This is a genomic window from Mangrovibacter sp. MFB070 (assembly GCF_000705335.1).
Lineage (GTDB): Bacteria > Pseudomonadota > Gammaproteobacteria > Enterobacterales > Enterobacteriaceae > Mangrovibacter > Mangrovibacter plantisponsor.
Map to the genome: position 1 here is coordinate 97,500 of NZ_JJMI01000021.1, position 18,871 is coordinate 116,370.

Sequence of the window (18,871 nt, forward strand, 5' to 3'; positions counted from 1 at the left end):
ATGCGACTGTTACCGCTCATCGGGCATCGCCTTAGTATTGTGGCATATTTGCTGTTCGCGCTGTTTCCACTCTACTGGATCATCAAAATTGCTGTCACGCCAGATCAGTTGCTGTTCAGCAAGGGGGTCACTCTGCTGCCGGGCGGGCTGACCCTGAGCCATTTCAGTAAGGTGCTCACGGACAGTGATTTCCCAACGTTCTTTACCAATAGCCTGATAGTGTCGCTGGTGACTGCGCTACTGACTTCGCTGATTGCCGCTGCTGCTGGTTATGCGTTTTCGCGTTTTCAGTTTCGCGGCAAGATAGCTATTGCCGCGCTGCTACTGTTCACCCAGATGTTTCCGCTGGTGATGATTATCGCGCCAATCTATCGCGTGATGGCACCGCTCGGGCTCACTAACAGCTTGTCCGGTTTAATCCTCATCTACACCGCGTTTAATGTGCCTTTCGCAACATTTTTAATGCAGTCGTTTTTCGATGCCATCCCGAAAGATCTGGAAGAGTCGGCCATGCTGGAAGGTTGTACCCGTTTTCAGGCGCTGTATCGCGTGCTGATGCCACTGACACTGCCGGGAATGGCGGCGACGCTGGGTTTTGTCTTTACTGCTGCCTGGAGTGAATTGCTGTTCTCGCTGATGTTAATCAATAAGAACGAGGTGATGACGTTTCCCGTTGGATTGCTCAGCTTCGTTTCTAAATTTGCGGTTTCTTGGGGAGAGATGATGGCTGCGGCGGTACTGGCACTGATCCCAGCCTGTCTGTTTTTTGCTGTTATTCAACGCTATTTGGTTCAGGGACTCACCGCAGGTGCGGTTAAGGGGTAAATGATGGCTGAAATTACGCTGGAGCAAATCGACAAACGCTATGGCAATGTCGAAGTGTTACGCGACATTAATCTCACCATTCAGGATGGTGAATTTGTGGTGCTGGTTGGCCCGTCCGGTTGCGGGAAATCGACACTATTGCGCACTATTGCAGGCCTTGAGCTGGCAAGTAGCGGTGATATCCATATTGACAATAAGCTAATGAACGATGTCCCGCCCAAAGACCGTGACATTTCAATGGTGTTTCAGAGCTATGCGCTTTATCCCCACCTGACCGTGGCGCGCAATATGGGGTTTAGCCTGGAAATTAAGAAACGCCCGCGTGCTGAAATAGACGAAAAGGTACGCCGGGCGGCGGAAATTCTCAGCCTCAGCCATTTGCTGGACCGGCGGCCAAAAGAGCTCTCCGGCGGCCAGCGGCAGCGTGTTGCGATGGGCAGGGCAATCGTTCGCCAACCGAAGGTGTTTCTGTTCGATGAACCGCTTTCTAATCTCGATGCACAGCTGCGCGGGCATATGCGGGTGGAAATTAAAAAACTACACCAACAGATGAATAACACCATTGTCTACGTGACTCACGATCAAGTGGAAGCAATGACCCTTGCGGACAGAATTGTAGTGCTCAACCACGGGGTTATTCAGCAGGTTGGTACCCCGTTGGAGCTGTATGACACACCAGCCAATAAATTTGTCGCCAGTTTTATTGGTTCACCGCCAATGAATTTCATTGAAGGCCAAACCAGCGCCAACGGTGTCTCTATTGGCGACAACATGCAGTTACCGCTTAATCCGCAATGGGCAAAACAAGAAAGCGGACGTGAGGTGATTTACGGTATTCGTCCTGAGAATATCAGTCTCGCCACCCCCGACACAGCGGATGCACTTCCGTTGCAAGTGTCATTAGTTGAGCCTACCGGGCTATCTGAGCTGATCCACGGCACGTTATATGGCCACGACATCATGTTATTTACCACCAGTCGCTCGGGCGCGCGTGCGGGAGAGACCATTTTCGTCTCGCTGGATAACCGCCGTGCGATGTTATTCGATTCAGTTTCGCAAAAACGCTTATAAATTGACGAAAGGATGTCGAGTATTATGAGAAAAACAAAATACGCATTAATGCTGCCTGCATTTGTTGCCTCACTGGCTATCGCTCCGGCATTACAGGCGAAAACCCTGGTCTATTGTTCAGAGGCATCGCCGGAAGGGTTTAATCCGCAACTCTTTTCCACTGGGGTGACTAATGACGCCAGCGCTAACCCCATATATAACCGGCTACTTGATTTTAAATATGGCACAACTGAACTGATCCCGTCGCTTGCTGAACACTGGGATATTAGCCCGGATGGCAAAACCTACACGTTTTACCTGCGTGAGCATGTGAAATGGCAAAGCAATAAAGACTTTACCCCGACCCGGGATTTCAATGCCGATGACGTGGTGTTTAGTTTTATGCGCCAGAAAGATGCGTCCTCGCCCTGGCATAAGGTTTCTGGCGGTGACTACCCTTATTTCACCGGCATGGGGATGGATAAACTGATTGTCAGCATACACAAACTGGACGACAGGCGAGTGGTTTTCACACTCTCTCACCCGGAAGTGCCGTTCCTGGCAGATTTAGCGATGGGCTTCGCTTCGATTACTTCGGCTGAATATGCCGATAAAATGATGAAGGCCGGGACACCAGAGAAGCTCGATCTTGAACCCATTGGCACCGGGCCATTTCAGCTCGTTCAGTACCAGAAGGATTCACGTATCCTGTACCAGTCTTTTGCCGGTTATTGGGGAAAGAAAAATAAAATAGATCGCCTGGTTTTCAGCATTACGCCCGACGCCTCGGTGCGCTTCGCTAAACTGCAAAAAAACGAATGCCAGATAATGACCTCGCCGAACCCAGCGGACATTCCGTCTATTAAAAAGGCTGCGCATATTACCCTGTTGCACCAGGCGGGCCTGAACACGGGTTTTCTGTCATTCAATGTCGAGAAGAAGCCATTTGATAACCTGAAAGTTCGCCAGGCGCTGGCGTTGGCTATCAACAAACCCGATATTATCAAAGCGGTTTACCAGGGCACGGGCCAGATAGCCAGCAGCCTGCTGCCGCCATCAATGTGGGGCTACATGCCGAATAAAGCAAGCAATGATTACAACCCGGACAAAGCCCGGAAATTGCTTGCTGAAGCGGGCTATGCCAGGGGTTTTAGCACTGAGCTTTGGGCTATGCCAGTCCAGCGTCCGTATAACCCGAATGCACGCCGGATGGCGGAAATGATCCAGGCCGACTGGGCGGCGGTTGGCGTGCAGGCCAAAATCGTCACCTATGAATGGGGGGAATACCTGAAACGTGCATCGCAGGGCGATCACCAGGCGATTTTAATCGGCTGGGGAGGCGATAATGGCGATCCTGATAACTTCTTTAGCCCGCTATTTAGTTGCGCGGCGGTGAGCGGTGGGGCGAACTACTCGCGCTGGTGCAATAAATCCTTCGAATCGCTGATCGGCGCTGCGCGGAGTGAGCAGAATCATGCCCAGCGCAGCCAGTTATATCAGCAGGCACAGCAGTTGATGGCGCAACAAGTTCCGGCTGTAATGATTGGCCATTCAACGGTGTATGAGCCCATTAGTGACAAAGTAAAAGGTTATATGATTTCGCCAGTTGGCGGTCATCGCTTTGAACAAGTCTCTGTAGAGTAATAGCGAATACTGACAGAGCCTGATTCATCAGGCTCTAAACCGAAGTACAAGATGGAACGTCAATAATGACTAATAAAACCTATCAGCCTGACTGGGCAAGCCTCGATAGCCGCGAGATGCCTCAGTGGTTTAATGAAGCCCGGTTCGGCATTTTTATCCACTGGGGAGTCTACTCGGTTCCCTCATGGCGAAAAATTAATAATACCTTGTTTGGCTCTTACGCCGAGTGGTATTACGCCAGTGTATATGGGCAGTACCGTAATAATGACGATGATTTCCACCAGAGAAACTACGCTCCAGATTTCCTCTACCGTGATTTTGCTCCGCAGTTTAAAGCAGAACTGTTCCAGCCAGAGGCCTGGGCCGCGCTGTTTAAATCATCCGGGGCAAAATATGTGGTGTTGACGACAAAACATCATGACGGTTTTTGTCTGTGGCCGACTGAAAACCGCCACAAAAAAGGGTGGAACAGCGGTGACACCGGGCCGAAGCGCGACTTGCTGGGTGATATCACCCAGGCCGTGCGGGACTGTGGGCTGAAAATGGGCGTGTACTACTCCAGTGTTGAGTGGGAAACCAATTCCAGCCATCGGCCAGAAAGCGGTTATTTTATCCCGCAACGCGACCGCGAAAAATTTGGTATCGCTGAACAAAGTTACCCGGATGAAATTCTGATTCCGCAGTTAAAAGAACTGGTTACCAATTATCAGCCGTGCCTGATTTTTTCCGATGGCGGCGAATGGGACTTTAGTGAAGAGTATAGCCAGACCAAAGAGTTTCTGAGCTGGCTGTATAATGAGGCGCCAAATAAAGACGAAGTAGTGGTCAACGATCGCTTTTGCAAAGAAATGCCGGGCGAACATGGCGACTATTACAGCACCGAATACAACGATAAAGAGGGGTTCGGCAAGCTTCATCCCTGGGAAGAGAGCCGCGGTATCGGTAAATCTTACGGCTATAACCGAGCTGAACAACTGGAAGACTACTGTACTTCTCAACAGCTTATTTTGCAGCTCGTTGGCATAGTTTCCAAAGGGGGAAACTTCTTGTTAAACGTTGGCCCCACGGCAGATGGCCGCATTCCTGTGATACAGCAGGAGCGGTTACGGGATATTGGCCGCTGGATGGCGGTGAACGGTGACGCGATTTATGGCAGTGAAATCTGTACCCGTTTACAGTGCAATGATGAGCACACATTTCTGACTTCTGTGGGAAGCGATGATTACTTGATTGTCACCGACTGGCCTACCCAGCCGCTCTCTTTACGTATCGTTACTGGCGCTGTTCCTGCTGCCTGTATATTACTGTGCCAGGGGCAGCAAATCCCGGTGCCATTTGAGTTCGAAGACGGTCTGGTTATTGTGCACCCTGTGCCCTGGCGTTTCGACCTTGGCCTGGAGTTCGCCTACACCTTTAAGCTGAGCTATTGATGGTTTTGCTCTGGCAATCCGCTTTAGCCAGAACTTGCTGAAAAGTTGACCGTTGGTGGTAACGTACTATTATTTGTTTGTGACAAATGTGTCTGGCAAAAAAGGTTGTTACCCGGTCAACATTTCAGGCGTCGATCACGAAAAGCAATCACTACATGGATTGGGGCTGTGGTGACTCAAGCGCCGTGGTGGGTTGTTCCAGCCACTTCAGTTGTGAGATAAATATGTACGGGTCTTAATCACAGTACTTCTGGGTGTTAAAGGAAAAATTCTTAATAAAGAAGAGTGTAAATAAAAGCCACTCTATGAAGTTCTGGGTGTTACAGACAATAAAATTAAACCTGTAACAGTAATCAAAAACCAAATCGAATAAGGCTTGTAATATGTTTTCAAAAATTGATAGGCTGAAGGGGGGTGAAAATAGATCTGTTTCCTATCCTGTTGTTCAGGAAAAACACGGCGGGAAAAGGGCTTTTGAATTTTTTGATAACCGTACTGAAACATTCGCACAAGGAAAACTAAAGCAGGAAATGGAAGGTGATGATTTTCAATCGCGAAATAAAGTAATAGTTAATAATGACTATGGGCCAGTTCAATTAGTGAAAAATAAGCTCTCTCCAAAAGCTGAAGCAAACCGGCAAAGACTTCTTGATAAGCGAAAAGAAAAATACTCGCTGTCATCCAAACAACAAAGAGCTAAAGATGAATTTCACAAGATGATTGGAACAGATGGATTAGACCAATATAAGTTTCCTTTTGATAATTTCAATACAGCAGAGACAGTAGACAACGCTTTGGACCGATTACCCATTGGAATGCGGGATTCAGAGACACTGCGAGATATAACTGTACTACCGGATTCTGCTCACGGGCAGGATAACGAGCGTACACATGTAAATAAAGGTGAATTTCAGGAAGCCCTGGCTGGCTGGCACTTCAGTAATCTTAGAGGACTAAGAAATGTAAGGAGTATGGGGGCTCAAATAGATTTTGTTGGCACCGACCAGCAAGGCCGTGAGGTACCATTTGATCCTTTTATGTCGCCATTATCCGGGGAAGGTAGAGTGGTAAACGATGCTAATAAAGATGCCTGGGCACAAGCAAACCAAAAAGGAAGTTATTACAAGCACACCCATAGTAAAGGTGGAGACCCGAATACTGTAGGTGTTTGGGATCAAACTTATTCGACTATGGATCAAGTTTCAGATCTTAAAGGCAGGCTACAGGTGTCCGGTGCAAATATAAACACCAATGTCCAGGAGTTGAGGGTGCCGATTGCTGAAGCTATTGCACGTGAGCATATTGCTGCTGAAGAGGGAATAGAGAAAAGTAAAAAAGAAGCTGCTGCCAAAATGAAAAAGTGGGCGGAAGTCAAAAGTCGATACAATAAAGCCCAACGTCGTAACCCGAAAAGCCAACATCTGACATTTGAAGAGGCTTTAATTGATGATTCTCAGTTAGGCCGTTACTGGCGTACTCAAGTCTGATTTTGATAAAAAGGTAACGTTAGTGTTCTGTGTTATGGCAGAAAACTCTGCAGTGTCGTCATCTTATTCAGCCACCCTTAAAATAAATATCTAACGGCGATAATGTATAATTTCAGTGCTGGACAGGAAATGGCCAGTTTGCCATAACGTTTTCTGCTTAATCCTTTGGCATTACATGGTACACCGTTTACAGAACGGCCTGATGCTTTGAGGCAACATATTTAATCGAGTTGCATATTGAGTGAATGACACATACCGTCAGGCAAGTTATATCAGCCGTGATGAAAAAAAATCCACGCAATTGCGTGGATTTTATATATTTTCCTTGTCTTCAGGCGATGTTATGAAACCGCATAAGACAACAGAAACGAATTAGACGTTGAACTGTGATTTTTATAATATTTCATTGATTTGTTTGTTTTTATTTATTTTGTTTTTCGTGTGTACTCATTTCTATACTCATTTTTGAACTGGCCCGCATTCGTCATGCTTCGGTTGTAGGTTCGACTCCTATTATCGGTACTTACACAACAAAAAATTTTAAAAACAACCAGTTAAGATATTTTTTGCTCTCAAGATACAATCTATTTTTAAGGGATTCTATGACCAACAGTTGCCGCTATGGTTAACAGTGGCTATTCAGGGATGTTAGCACGTAGCGGCCTGTAGTTGTAAAGCTCGAACAGGTACAAAGCGTGAACAGTCCCCACGAACCGCTATCAGCTCGAAGCTGATGACGCTGCCAACGTCTCTAAATCATCCCGAAACAGATTGATCACACGCATTTAAGCCCGATGTGTGGCCCTATAAGCCACATAAACAGGTAAATAGTGGTAATGCCCCGGTAGCTACAGCTCCGGCTCTGCCAGCGCTTCGCTCACGCTCCTAACGGTACACGAGCACCCTGATAAGGTGTGATCCTTCTAAACACTGATGCAGTCGCTAAGCTCCGCTTGTTACTTGTACCACTAATGGGGCTTTATGGCTTCTATTGTTTAAGATATGGTGGGGTTTTGCACTAGTGGGTTGAGATATGGACAATATCATTAAGATCAGTTTTCACTATAAAGGTAGTGATTTCCAAGTTAATTATCATCATATTGATGATGGTTATGATCAAATAAATGGGGCTTTAGAGTATATAGCAGACAATTATGTAATTCCTGATTTAATTGTTGCAGGTAAACACGGTAGAGATAGAAAGGTCATCGGAAAATTGAACTTACTCTCTCATGGGATTTCTGGTGTAAGCCTTCAGCATGACAACGGCGATTGGATTAATGTTGATGAAAAGCTACTGCTCAGTGTGTAGGTGATGAGATCTTAATCAGTTCTGGGAAGGGGCTGGCTCTGCCGTGGTGTTCACCGAGCCATAAATGAATGGTGCTCGAAAAGAGGGCGGTTAACTGACAAGCAACTGATGATACACCTTCGGTGCTTTATGATGATATGCCCTACACGGCGCTAAATGGTTTGTGTTGTGTAGAATCTACGCTAATCTTCCTTTCGTTACACATCTCAAAGGGTGACCAATATGACCCAAGAACACTTTACAGCTACTACACAATATAATGATTGGAAGGGGAGTGTTGCGGCAGACGATGCCTATGAAGATTTCACTAAATTCCTTAGTATTGCTGGTATTCTCAAGCAAGGGGATATAGTTAAAGGCATAACCTTCCACTTTGCAGAGAACTTCTTTGATGTTCATGCATATATCACAGATGATACGCAAGAGTTACGGAGAGAAAGTGTCAAGATTACCCTTGAACAGTTTTTCAAAACATTTAAACGATTCTCTATCAAGATTTCACGAGATGGAGATTTTGATGCGCAAAACATTGATTTTATGTGATAAGGGATTCAAATAAATGCAAGGTGACTCACCTTTTTTATACAAATATTTAAGCCTTAACATAAACAGCCTTACTGCTTTGAATGATTATTCTTTATACTTTTCAAATTATAAAAAACTTAATGATTCATTTGAGTTTGTTTATAGTTTCACAAAGCGTGATGATGAGAATCAAGAACGTAGAAAATTCTTCAATCAAAATAATAATAAATTGGTTGAGGTGAGTGGCGTTTTATGTTTAACAAAAACAGATCCTGAGTATCATGATAAATTTCATCTAATGTCTTAATGTGGTCTCATTATGCCAGTAATTTCAAGGGGCTTTGCATAAAATTTAATGCAAAAGTTCTAGATGGCTCTTTTTCTCAGAATAGAGGTTGTGACATATTTGGTGAGTCTGTTTCCTATTCAAATAACCCTGTACGTATTAACCTTGAAAAAGGTGAGGGCCTTACATCTCACATGTTTACCAAGCATGAAGGGTGGGGTTATGAAAATGAATTCAGGTTTTGGTCTTCTTCTTTAGGCTTGAAAAAATTTGATCCAAGTTGTGTGGGGACATTCTATCTTGGAGGCGAAATGTCTGCTACGGAAAGGTCCTTATTGCTCCTTCTTATAAAGAGTAAATATCCTGAAGCTGTGATTAAAATTGTTGAGCCAACATTGTCAGAGTATCACTTAAAATTTACTGATGTAGCTTGAAGCACAAAGGTGCGTATTCTATAGGGCATAGCGGGTTTACATTATCTAATGTAAAGTCATCGCTTATTTTTCAGCAATCTGACAGGGATATTCACCTTATGTGCACTATCCGCTAGTGGAAGCATTGCCAGTACGCAAAGTAAAATTTTCTTCATAGGTGCACCCTCAATAATCGATTGCTTGGAATACGTCTTCAACATCCTTTTCCATGATCCCGCAATACGCCAGCGTTACCGCCTGAGATGAATGTCCGTACAGCTTCGTGAGCGGCGGCAGACTGATCCCACGTTTTATCGCGTGATATCCCAAGTTCTTGCGTGGGCTGTGTGTAAGCATTAACATTATTTTTTAGAAAGAATAATTTAATTTACAAGCTTCGTTTCTTGGTGCTTTCAGTGAAATACGAAATATTAATTAATAAATATAAAAATTTAAATTATGAACCTATATGGAACGCCCTTGTATATTATTTTTATAGAACTGTCGATTACCAGTAACTAGTTGTTATTAGCTTTTAACTAAAGAGATTTTCCCTAACTAATCCTCTTTTTTTTCATCCCCTTCCAGTGCTCGTATGTTTGATATTTTTTTAAGCTCGGTTAAGTGATCAGCTTTGTTGTCCAGAAGCCAGTGTAAGACTCTTGGGTTATTAAGTAATTTCTCTATATGTGATTTAATAATAACTAATCTGAGAGCGTTCACTCCATAGGTATCTTTCAGTTTCTCTGTTTCGACGTGAAATTGTGCTAATTCCTTTTCAAGCCTCTGAATAGCATGACGATGACCTTCTTTTTCTGGTTGCTGATTTTTGTCTCCATTGACTAACAGCCCTGGGGGAGTGTTGTGCAGTAAAGATAGGGCAAATTTTTTCTGAAAATTATCAAGTTGGATCATGAGATTGGCATTCTCAATCTGAGCCATCGGTTTCATTTTTTTCAAGACATAAAAAGTCCCTTTAGGAATAGCCAGATTTGCAAACATACTTACCACTTCCGGAGTTATACCATCCAGAATAGTGATTTTACCTTTAAGGGATTCGAGTGACATATCCAGTGCAAGGCTGAGTTTTTCAATTGTCACTCCTGCATCGATTGCCTTTTGTATCATTTTATATTCCTGGATTATCGTCGTTCTGTTAACTTTGCTGTTTGGCGTATAGGTATCATAAACGGTAGAGATAAGACAGTTCACTTTATTCTCACCTAACTCCTTCAGGGCTTCGACTCGCAGATGCCCGTCAACGATTTTTATGCTTTCATGAGCTGTGTCAAAAAATACGATTACAGGCTCTATCAGTCCAACGATTGATATCGTTTTCATTATGAGTTTGTATTTATTACTCTGTCTGAAGTTCTGAGGCAAAGGTTTGGAATACTGAAGTCTGTCAATGTTTATTATTAATGATGTATATTCAAAACAATAGTTAATCATGACTGCTCATCCTATATCACAGGTTTAAGAATCAAGGCTATCGAATCATCAAGCTCTTCTGTTGTAATCAAATGATTAAAATCCGGAGCCTGTGTCAAATCCTGGAATATTTGCTGTGCCAGCATAATATTTTCTTCAACAATCATGGCTTTGTTTTTAAGAAGCTTATGTTCATTGATATTATCCTGAAACAGTTTTGTTAACTCATCTGCTGTTATTCTTTTTTTTCTGATGTTATAGTTGAACATATTATTATTATTTCCCTTTAATCCCTCATTCCGGGCTTCTAGTATGTTTCTTATTTTTATGACATCCTTATGCTTTATTTCCCCAATATCAAAGGCCTTTATAAACAGTTCCTGTGCCCCGTCATAATCTGTCCTCGCAATCTCAACGGCTAATGATATGGGAATTTTACCAGACTCAATTGCGGCTAGGAGTTTACTTTCTCCTTTGTCAATTAACATTGTCAGGCTGTTCACCCAATTAGGTGAAAATCCAGTCACTTTCGAAATCTCTTTATCTGTCAGACCATCTGATTTCATTTCCTTGATGCGATTGAACTGTTCACCTGCTCTCGGATTTACCCGTGCCAGATTTTCTGCAAGGCTCATTATCAGGGCTGTCTCCTCATCCACATCTATGATGAATGCAGGGACAAATTCCTCCTTGAGCATTATTAATGATTCCAGCCTTCCTTGACCGCATATCAGTGCATACTCATAGTTTTTATCCTGTATTCTCCTGACAGTAACGGGTTTTCGTAGTCCTGCAATATCAATGCTTTTTGTGATTTCAGCATGTTTGAATTTATTTCGCGAACGGGGATTAAATACCTTAATGGATAAGGTTCTTATCATTGTAACTTTGTCTGATTCATTTTTCATTATGCGACCTTTTTCGTTGGCGGATTTAACATTTCAAGGAAGAAATTCAAATCATTAAACCGATACAGTTCGAGTATGATGTTGTTTGTTTCTTTTAGCTTTAACTGGCTTTCGATGATGTCAAAAGAAGGGAGTATGTAATAGTCAATCGGGTTTGAGTTAGCCGAGTCCATCCGAACAACAATACTGATGTCAGGTTCAAGGCTTCGGTCAAATCTGACTACCCATCGCAAACTGCCTGATGACATCGCTTTGCATCGGGATACAATAACCGAAAGTTTCAGATTGTCATTGATAGTTATTAACTGGCTTTCTGAAACTGTATATTTTGTTTTTGTCAGGTTATCAGTTATCTGGCTGAGTAAATCCTTATGAAGGGCTCTTAACTTTTCGTTTATTTTTATATAGCTGTAATCCTTTTCGGGAGAATATCCAATAAGTTTATAGGCATTCAGCAGTCCACCAAACCGGCTGGCGATAACACTACTTGATGGACCAAAATTATCTTCATCAATGATAAAGCCTGACAACTTGCCTTTCGTATCAAGTTTTTGCCTGAGATAGTCGAGTATGTCCTTATCCGTCATATGATTACTTCTGTTGAGAATTATCTCTCTCGCCATGCTAAACTTTTCCGGGGATATAATGGGAGTGAAAAATCCAGTGTGCTTTATCCATTCATCTTCTGGGTTTTTAATTCTCTTACTTTTTAATTTTGTTGATGTTCTGTTGTAGATATAATTCCCGAGATATCTCTCATTAATTAATATTTTATGAACTTTGCTGCTGTTCCATATGCTATTATTTGTATGTTTTATCCCTTCTTCATTTAATTTGCTGGAGATCATGTATTCGTTGTAATACTCAAATATAAACATATTGAATATTCTTTTTATAACCTGAATCTCTTTTTTGGTTCCGGGTACTAGGACAACCCGGTCGGTCTGTAAGCTTTTTCTCTCACCCGGATTCAGTATTTTTGTTTTTTTACTGCCAGGGTCAATTAATTTTCTCCGCAACCCATATCCCGGAGTTCCGCCTTGGTAATATCCTCTTTTTACGAGATTAACATGTCCGGCAAAGACCTTGACTGAAAGATTCCTGCTGTATGCTCCCGCAGCATACCTGAGAGCAGGGAGTGTAAGCATCTGGATTTCCGGGAACCCCTCTGGCAGGTTTTCTGCACAGTAAATAATTCTCACACCATGATATTTAAGAATATAGCTGTAATGTCCTGCTTCATCACTATCCTGCCATCGACCAAACCTACTGACATCGTAGACTATCACCGCTTCTATGTTGATTTTCCCGGTAATGACATCCTCGATTAACCTGTTAAAGTTATTCCTGCCAGTGGCTGAAACCCCGCTTTTGCCCTCATCGTCGTATGTGCCTGTAATCTCCATATTGTGCTCATCGGCATACTTTTTGAGGTAAGTAGCCTGGTTATCGATAGAGTATTTCTGGTGGTCTGTAGACATTCTCAGGTACTGGGCGACCCTAATTTTCTGATTTATTTCTTTTTTGTCGCCCATTTAATCCTCTCCAGTCTGCTCAAAACGGTTGATTTCTCACTAAAATTGATCATTTTTTGATCAATTTCAATATATTATTGCAAACTGGTAGGGGAATTGCCTTTTTGGTTGGGTGGGGTAATCGGGGAGCATGTCTGTGTTACACCCATAACGTGGTGACTACAAGGCAACTAAATAGCTTCGTATTGATGCTTCACTTCTCATCGTCTGAGAGTAGCGCTGACGGGCTACCATCACCTGCAAGTGTAGAGCTATTATGCGAAGCTATTTAATCGTCACTGAAGGCAGTTTGCTGAAATTAATCAGTTGCGAACCGTCATTGATGGTAGCGCCCATCCATCGATCCTGCCGCAGACAGACCGCAGTACCCGTCACAGCCTTTCGTTGTGATTTCCACCAGGCCGCTGCGTATCTCGCTGATCACAGCGACACACTGTGAGTTGTTATCACTCCAGACCCAGCGACCTTTCTGACCGGACATGGGAGGAACTGTCTGGGCGACACCTTCCATGTTACATACCCCGGTTGTCTCACCATACGAAGAATTGATACTGAATGCCATGTTATGGCCGTCCGGTGTCAGTATAAGGCTGGCATTGGGTCTGGTGTACTCGGTTGCACTGGCGGATGTGGCTGTCAGTATGAGTGCGAGCAGCGCAGTTGTATTTTTCATGGTTCTGTCCTTACTGAGTCTGCGAGTGTTGATAAGCCCCGGCTTCAGCCTTGTGCCACCCGCAAAAGCACCGTGTGTGGGCTGAGGGAGGCCGGGGACTCTGGCACTGTCGTGTTGCGATTACAGTCCGAAGACGTTTATCACAAAATTTTTACCGTCATCCGTATTCTGGATGTTGTAAGTAATCGGGATGGTGGTGCTTTTGCCTGACAGCGTTATTTGCAGGTCAGCGCTGCACTGGTAAACATCGGGCGAAGACTGGTGTGAGGTGGTGAGTACGTTGAGAACCGACAGCTGTGCATTGTCTGCGCCTTTCGGCACCATGCCTGACATCTGGGAGTTTCTCATCTGTGCAAACTCTTTTGCCATCTGGCGTTGTGCAATGCTGACAACCAGGTTTTTGGCATCATCGCTGTTACATTTTGGGGTACTGTCATGACAGCCGGTAAGCAACAGACTGGCTGCTACAAGGGCGGATGCCGTTATATGAATCACCTGCATGATAATCTCTTCTTTTATTCAGACCGGTATTTCCCGGCCCGTTGATGAATATTCAGCGGTTAAGAAAATTACTGATATCAATAGCAAGGCCTGCCACATCAAAAATCAGGTTAAGCCCGACAAGCAGCAGTACGGCAATGGCCCAGCCTTTGTTTCCTTCCCGGATAATATTCCATGTGCCCCGCAGGGTCTGTATGCCCACATAAGCAGAATAAACACCACACAGAATATGAAGGTGTCCGGTGCTGACCATAAAATAAAAAATATTCAGAATTACAGTGACAGGAAACCAGTAATACCAGAACAGTTTTGCCAGCCCCTGTTTTCCACTGAGCAGAAGGCGCATTTTCTCCGCATAATTGTCCTTCTGTTTTTTTATATCCTGTCCGTCAGCCATACAAATACCCCGCATAATGAATGTGTTGATATAGAAATAAAATGCATTGCCGTGCCATAACGGCTGGCAGCAATACCGCCATACAGGCTTTATTCCGCCTGCAGTTCTGTTAAATCCAGTTTTACTGGCAGCCCGGTGATGCTGGTCCCTGTTGCGGGAAACCTGCTCGCGCACCGAACGGGTTATTCATTCATCCTTCCGGGCATGGCCGGTGTTATTGCCCTGTGTTGCCTTTATTCCGGTAGCGCAGCGGCCAGATGTCTTCCGGTTTCATCTCCAGAGCGTCGGCTATCAGGCGTTCTGCCCGGGGATAGTGGCGTTCCATTGCATTACTGAGGGTCCGTGCCGCCAGCCCGTGAGAGCGGGATAACTGGGTCAGTGTGATGCCACGCTTGTGCAGGGCCGCCACAATATCGGCGCGGTGCCAGTCTGTAACACTTCCCTTACTTCGCTTTTTCTGCGAAGCTGATGAGTTAGTCATGGTAGTCATTCCACATACTTAGTACATGGATATTAAAAGCGAACAAAGGGAAGTTATCAACTACCTTTTTATGGGTTGCAGTTAAAACTCCGTTAACGCTTTGATATCTGATGAAATATTTTATGGATAACAATATGCAGCATCAGGCCGGAACACTGTCCGGAGAAGACAACAGCAGGGAAGACAGCACATGGCTGACAGCCGCAGAATTCGTCGGAATGGACGGTATGCCTGGCACCCCAAAAGGCGCACGACTGCGACTGGAAAAGCTGGCTGAGCTTCATCCTGAAATCAGGCGCAAGAGAACCAGTGGCAAGGGGTTTGTTTACCATATCAGTGCTGCGGGTATGTCCCTGAAAAGCGAAAGGGAAGCTGTTAAGTTACCTTCAGATGAAAAACTGGCCCTGCTGACTGAGCTGTTCCGGGCGATGTCACCGGCAGCCCGGGACCGGTTACTGAAACTGGCGCTGGAACAGGTTGCTGAAGAGCTTGGTAAACCTGAGCGGGATGAGTAAGTGAAACTTTGTAACTACCTGATTAATAAATGTTTTATTTGGCTATAAATTGCTCTTGTCTGGCTGTTTTGTTATAATAGCTGTGCTGACACGTTTTTATTTTACTGCTGCCAGCACAATGGGTGTATGACACCAAAATATCAAATGCTGCTGAATTATCCTGTATTTCGGGAGGGTCGCTTTTTGCCCAAACGGGTAAGCCGGGAATAAATATGAAAATATGAAGTTCACATAATATATGCCATGAATGATGTATCCGGACGCTGGTCTATATTAATGGCGTGGTGAATAAAGCTGTTGGTTTATATTTTTATTATTTTCGGGTTATTCCTGACGGGTAAATAACGTCTTTTTTCGGCACAATAATGTGGAGAGTATCATGAAAGATGAAATGGCTGTCTGTCAGTCAGGGCTTCACTTGCCCGTAAGCCGGGTGCTGGTACAAATACTGAAAGCGTACTTACCTGAACCGCCTTTTATTCCTTCGGCTGTCACCCTTAATTTTCGTGACCCGCAGTATTCAGCGGAAACCGGTGGTTTCCATCCGGTCGAAATCCGGCTGACACATCAGACTGGAGGGTGGTATTTCGATTACATCACCGACTTCAGTTACTCAGGGCACCCCTGGCCGGAGCTGGAAAAGGAAATCGATTTTTGCTGGAGTCAGGGGTATATCTGGTACGCCATGGGGGGTGACCTGGATGAAGAAGAAGGCGAAGCCCTGTTCGAACTCTGGCAGCGCAACTTCATACAGTACTGCCGGATGAAGATTTACACGGTAACCCTGCATACCGGAAACTGAAAGTCAGCAGGTTAAGTTAAACGCGCGCATCAGCAACAAAGTACTCATGGCGTCATGAGCCATATCGCGAATATTCAATGGCTCAGTATATGAAAGAGAAACACAACCGGGGACTGCGTCCCGCCATTCAGGGTGACCTGGATGCCCTTTGCGGCATTTACAGTGTGGTGAATGCGCTTTACTGGCTTCATCCCGGCCTGAGAAGAAAGCCCCTGTTCAGGGCGCTGGTCAGTTTTTTCAGTCAGCACTATGACATCGCCGACTGCCTGATAACCGGCACGGAATCAGCGCAGCTTGATGCACTGCTGAATTTTCTGCAGTCGCGCCGTGAATCGCGCTGGCCTTTCCACTTCCATAAGCCCTTTGCTCAGACGCGGGGACTGACAACCCGTGACATTCTTGCGCAGTGCCGGAACTGGCTGGCGCAGCACCCCGACCGGGTGGTGTTGCTTGGTGACCAGTATCACTGGTCAGTCGTCAGTCATATGGACAGCAAATGGATGTATTTTTTCGACAGCGGGAGCTACACGCGGGTGCGGCAACGTTACTGGTCACTGCGCGCCAGGCCCGGAGGGCACCAGTTATTCCGCCAGGCCATCTGGTTTATTGAAAAAGGCGAGGCTGATGATGAAAACGCATAAACACCTTAAGACCGGAACGCGACGGACTCACGTGGCATTCAACTGCTCCCGGGAGACGGCGGTGAACCGTGATGCAGTAATGCTGACTTTTGTTAATGTGCATTAATGGGGGCGGGATGAAACGACAACCGAATGTATCGTCAGACGGCTCACTCAGCCCGGCCAGTGTCTGGCTTGAAGGGCTGGCCCCGACCGGGCGGCGCAGTATGCTTTCCTTATTGGCGCTGAGTGCCGCAATACTGCAAAAGCACGCCACAGTGAGCAGTCTCGACTGGTCAGCACTGCGCTATGCTGATGTGGCTGCGGTGCGGGCCGCGCTCTCCGGGCAGGGGTACGCGATAACCACCATCAATATGACACTGGCTGCGCTGAAAGGTGTGGCACAGACCGCCTTTAATCTGGGACAGATGGATGCGGAGTCACTGGCCCGCATCCGGTCAGTAAAAGGTCTCCGGGGCGAGCGGGCTCCCGCCGGGCGGGCACTGAGCAGGGACGAAATCCGCCTGTTGATGGATGCCGCAAAACAACATGCGCACAAAAGCCGCCAGAAGCGGGACCATGCCATACTGCTCACACTGTGTGGTGCCGGGCTCAGGGCCGGGGAACTGGTGGCACTGAACCGCCAGGATTACGATATCCCGACGCGAACACTGACTGTCCGGCAGGGGAAAGGGCGCAAACATCGCAGTATTGTGGTGTCACCCGCGGTCGGAAAGGCACTGGCATCATGGCTGAAAATCAGTGACAGTAACCGTTTCCTGTTCTGCCGCATTCACCGGAGCGGGAATATTACCGGTCTGCCGCTGACGCCATCTGGCCTGACAGGGATACTGCGCCATCTGCAGATAACCGCACAGGTGAGTACGTTTACCCCCCATGACCTGCGGCGCACTTTTATTACCCGGTTGCTGGAGCAGGGTGCGGATATCAATATTGTGCGCCAGCTCGCCGGACACAGTGATATCAGTACCACGGCGATTTATGACCGGCGCTCCGCGCTGAGTCTGTCGCGGGTCTCTTCCTCTGTGCGGTTTTGACATGAAAAAACACAGTCAGGATACATCCTGGCTGTGTTTACATATAGTCTGTCAGATGTGCTCTGCCGCACTATTTTTTACCACCTGGCGCTCTTGTGGCTTTTTTCATCAGATTACAGACGTGTTGTGAATCCCTGAAGGATTTGACATCCTTTGCCTCCCAGGTTTTGTCCACGAATGAAGCCTCATTAGTGCCGACTTTTCGTAGCTGTTTTTCTTTTTTTTCATTCATTTTTTTTGCGATTTGTTTATCGTTCAGACCTTCGATCTTATACATTATTTTAATATCCCGATATTTTTTAAAAATATATGCAGGAATAGGCTCTGTGTGGTCAAAAACATATTCAATGTAGTGCTGGTTGATTAGCTCAGCAATCATTTCACATCGTTCTTCTGTGCCAGGATGCCTACAGCCTGTGTGGATTTTGGCTATTTTGTTGAGTCTTATTTTATTATTTTTCGTCATGTGAAGGGTGACTGAAGGACCAAATTTTTCTTTCAGCTTGGTTCGCCCTGAACTCCGGGCACACGATATGTGATGTCACCTGCCCACTTCTGGTTCGGACCGCTGGCGATAAAGTCCTGCTTCAGCAGGTTTTCTGATACCGGCAGACCATGTTCACGGTAGCTGACCGGTCTGAATTTGCGGCTGGCTTTCTCCCGTAATCCCTGACGACGCAAACTGGCAGCAATGGTTTTGATGTTGTACTCCGGTAACTCATCAGTAAGGCGTGGCGCACCATAGCGCTGTTTTGCTTCAGTGAATGCGTTGCGGACCGCCTCATCACAAACGAATCGGAACTGCTGGCATGGGTTTATCTGACAATGACGCCTGCGCCAGACATACCAGCCGCTTCGGGCAACCCGAAGAACACGGCACATGGCCTTGATGCTGAACTCAGCCTGATGCTTTTCAATAAAGACATACTTCATTTCAGGCGCTTCGCGAAGTATGTCGCGGCCTTTTGGAGAATGGCC

21 protein-coding genes and 1 pseudogene are annotated in these 18,871 nt (G+C 45.6%); 13 read left to right on the plus strand and 9 right to left on the minus strand.

Annotated elements, in window-relative coordinates; all coding sequences use genetic code 11:
- The 9 genes from DT73_RS09240 to DT73_RS09280 all read left to right on the plus strand — a co-directional run bounded on the left by DT73_RS09240 (nt 1) and on the right by DT73_RS09280 (nt 8,993).
- A complete protein-coding gene (locus DT73_RS09240) occupies nt 1–825 on the plus strand; it encodes a carbohydrate ABC transporter permease (protein WP_036107412.1) in 825 nt (274 codons plus the stop codon).
- A 3-nt stretch (nt 826–828) separates the two neighbouring features.
- Nucleotides 829–1,896, plus strand: a complete 1,068-nt coding sequence (locus DT73_RS09245) for an ABC transporter ATP-binding protein (protein WP_036107505.1) — start codon at nt 829–831, stop codon at nt 1,894–1,896.
- 12 nt (nt 1,897–1,908) lie between these two features.
- Nucleotides 1,909–3,519: an ABC transporter substrate-binding protein gene (locus DT73_RS09250; protein ID WP_051691322.1), complete on the plus strand. Its 1,611-nt coding sequence runs from the start codon at nt 1,909–1,911 to the stop codon at nt 3,517–3,519.
- Nucleotides 3,520–3,584: 65 nt separating this feature from the next.
- Entirely contained in the window at nt 3,585–4,949 is a 1,365-nt protein-coding gene (locus tag DT73_RS09255; RefSeq protein WP_051691323.1) for an alpha-L-fucosidase, read from the plus strand.
- Nucleotides 4,950–5,332: 383 nt separating this feature from the next.
- The gene (locus DT73_RS09260; protein ID WP_036107417.1) at nt 5,333–6,436 is read left to right on the plus strand and encodes a hypothetical protein; all 1,104 of its coding nucleotides are present in this window, start codon (nt 5,333–5,335) and stop codon (nt 6,434–6,436) included.
- A gap of 1,033 nt (nt 6,437–7,469) precedes the next feature.
- Nucleotides 7,470–7,748 (plus strand): hypothetical protein, encoded by a 279-nt coding sequence (locus DT73_RS09265; RefSeq protein WP_036107422.1) that lies wholly within the window; start codon nt 7,470–7,472, stop codon nt 7,746–7,748.
- Between the two features lie 222 nt (nt 7,749–7,970).
- A complete protein-coding gene (locus DT73_RS09270) occupies nt 7,971–8,291 on the plus strand; it encodes a hypothetical protein (RefSeq protein ID WP_036107426.1) in 321 nt (106 codons plus the stop codon).
- 16 nt (nt 8,292–8,307) lie between these two features.
- Nucleotides 8,308–8,580: a hypothetical protein gene (locus DT73_RS09275; RefSeq protein WP_036107428.1), complete on the plus strand. Its 273-nt coding sequence runs from the start codon at nt 8,308–8,310 to the stop codon at nt 8,578–8,580.
- Nucleotides 8,580–8,993 carry a DUF2971 domain-containing protein gene (locus DT73_RS09280; RefSeq protein WP_036107430.1) on the plus strand — a complete coding sequence of 138 codons (414 nt, stop codon included), beginning with the start codon at nt 8,580–8,582 and terminating at the stop codon, nt 8,991–8,993. Before DT73_RS09275 ends, DT73_RS09280 begins: the two co-directional genes overlap by 1 nt.
- A 537-nt stretch (nt 8,994–9,530) precedes the next feature.
- On the opposite strand, the gene DT73_RS09285 is transcribed toward DT73_RS09280, so the two are convergent.
- The 7 genes from DT73_RS09285 to DT73_RS09315 all read right to left on the minus strand — a co-directional run bounded on the left by DT73_RS09285 (nt 9,531) and on the right by DT73_RS09315 (nt 14,898).
- A complete protein-coding gene (locus tag DT73_RS09285; RefSeq protein ID WP_036107436.1) occupies nt 9,531–10,424 on the minus strand; it encodes a plasmid partitioning protein RepB C-terminal domain-containing protein in 894 nt (297 codons plus the stop codon).
- Nucleotides 10,425–10,435: 11 nt separating this feature from the next.
- Nucleotides 10,436–11,311 carry a ParB/RepB/Spo0J family partition protein gene (locus DT73_RS09290; protein WP_036107448.1) on the minus strand — a complete coding sequence of 292 codons (876 nt, stop codon included), beginning with the start codon at nt 11,309–11,311 and terminating at the stop codon, nt 10,436–10,438.
- Entirely contained in the window at nt 11,311–12,846 is a 1,536-nt protein-coding gene (locus DT73_RS09295; protein ID WP_036107455.1) for a recombinase family protein, read from the minus strand. Before DT73_RS09295 ends, DT73_RS09290 begins: the two co-directional genes overlap by 1 nt.
- A 316-nt stretch (nt 12,847–13,162) precedes the next feature.
- On the minus strand, nt 13,163–13,519 hold the full coding sequence (locus DT73_RS09300; RefSeq protein ID WP_036107457.1) for a hypothetical protein: 357 nt from the start codon (nt 13,517–13,519) through the stop codon (nt 13,163–13,165).
- 120 nt (nt 13,520–13,639) lie between these two features.
- Complete coding sequence (locus tag DT73_RS09305) at nt 13,640–14,020, minus strand: hypothetical protein (RefSeq protein ID WP_036103628.1); 381 nt, start codon at nt 14,018–14,020, stop codon at nt 13,640–13,642.
- Between the two features lie 52 nt (nt 14,021–14,072).
- Entirely contained in the window at nt 14,073–14,417 is a 345-nt protein-coding gene (locus DT73_RS09310; protein WP_152552472.1) for a hypothetical protein, read from the minus strand.
- A 214-nt stretch (nt 14,418–14,631) separates the two neighbouring features.
- Nucleotides 14,632–14,898 (minus strand): helix-turn-helix transcriptional regulator, encoded by a 267-nt coding sequence (locus DT73_RS09315; protein WP_036103636.1) that lies wholly within the window; start codon nt 14,896–14,898, stop codon nt 14,632–14,634.
- A gap of 122 nt (nt 14,899–15,020) precedes the next feature.
- Here DT73_RS09315 and DT73_RS09320 point away from each other — a divergent pair, with 122 nt between their 5' ends.
- The 4 genes from DT73_RS09320 to DT73_RS09335 all read left to right on the plus strand — a co-directional run bounded on the left by DT73_RS09320 (nt 15,021) and on the right by DT73_RS09335 (nt 17,893).
- Nucleotides 15,021–15,413, plus strand: a complete 393-nt coding sequence (locus tag DT73_RS09320; protein WP_369792547.1) for a hypothetical protein — start codon at nt 15,021–15,023, stop codon at nt 15,411–15,413.
- A 379-nt stretch (nt 15,414–15,792) separates the two neighbouring features.
- Nucleotides 15,793–16,215, plus strand: a complete 423-nt coding sequence (locus tag DT73_RS09325) for a DUF2787 domain-containing protein (protein ID WP_084172227.1) — start codon at nt 15,793–15,795, stop codon at nt 16,213–16,215.
- A gap of 89 nt (nt 16,216–16,304) precedes the next feature.
- Nucleotides 16,305–16,856: a hypothetical protein gene (locus tag DT73_RS09330; protein WP_152552474.1), complete on the plus strand. Its 552-nt coding sequence runs from the start codon at nt 16,305–16,307 to the stop codon at nt 16,854–16,856.
- A gap of 116 nt (nt 16,857–16,972) precedes the next feature.
- Nucleotides 16,973–17,893, plus strand: coding sequence for a site-specific integrase (locus tag DT73_RS09335; protein WP_036103641.1), 921 nt, complete (start codon nt 16,973–16,975; stop codon nt 17,891–17,893).
- 70 nt (nt 17,894–17,963) lie between these two features.
- On the opposite strand, the gene DT73_RS09340 is transcribed toward DT73_RS09335, so the two are convergent.
- Entirely contained in the window at nt 17,964–18,359 is a 396-nt protein-coding gene (locus tag DT73_RS09340; RefSeq protein ID WP_152552490.1) for a hypothetical protein, read from the minus strand.
- A gap of 65 nt (nt 18,360–18,424) precedes the next feature.
- Nucleotides 18,425–18,871 (minus strand): annotated as a pseudogene (locus DT73_RS09345) (IS3 family transposase); the annotation flags it as partial.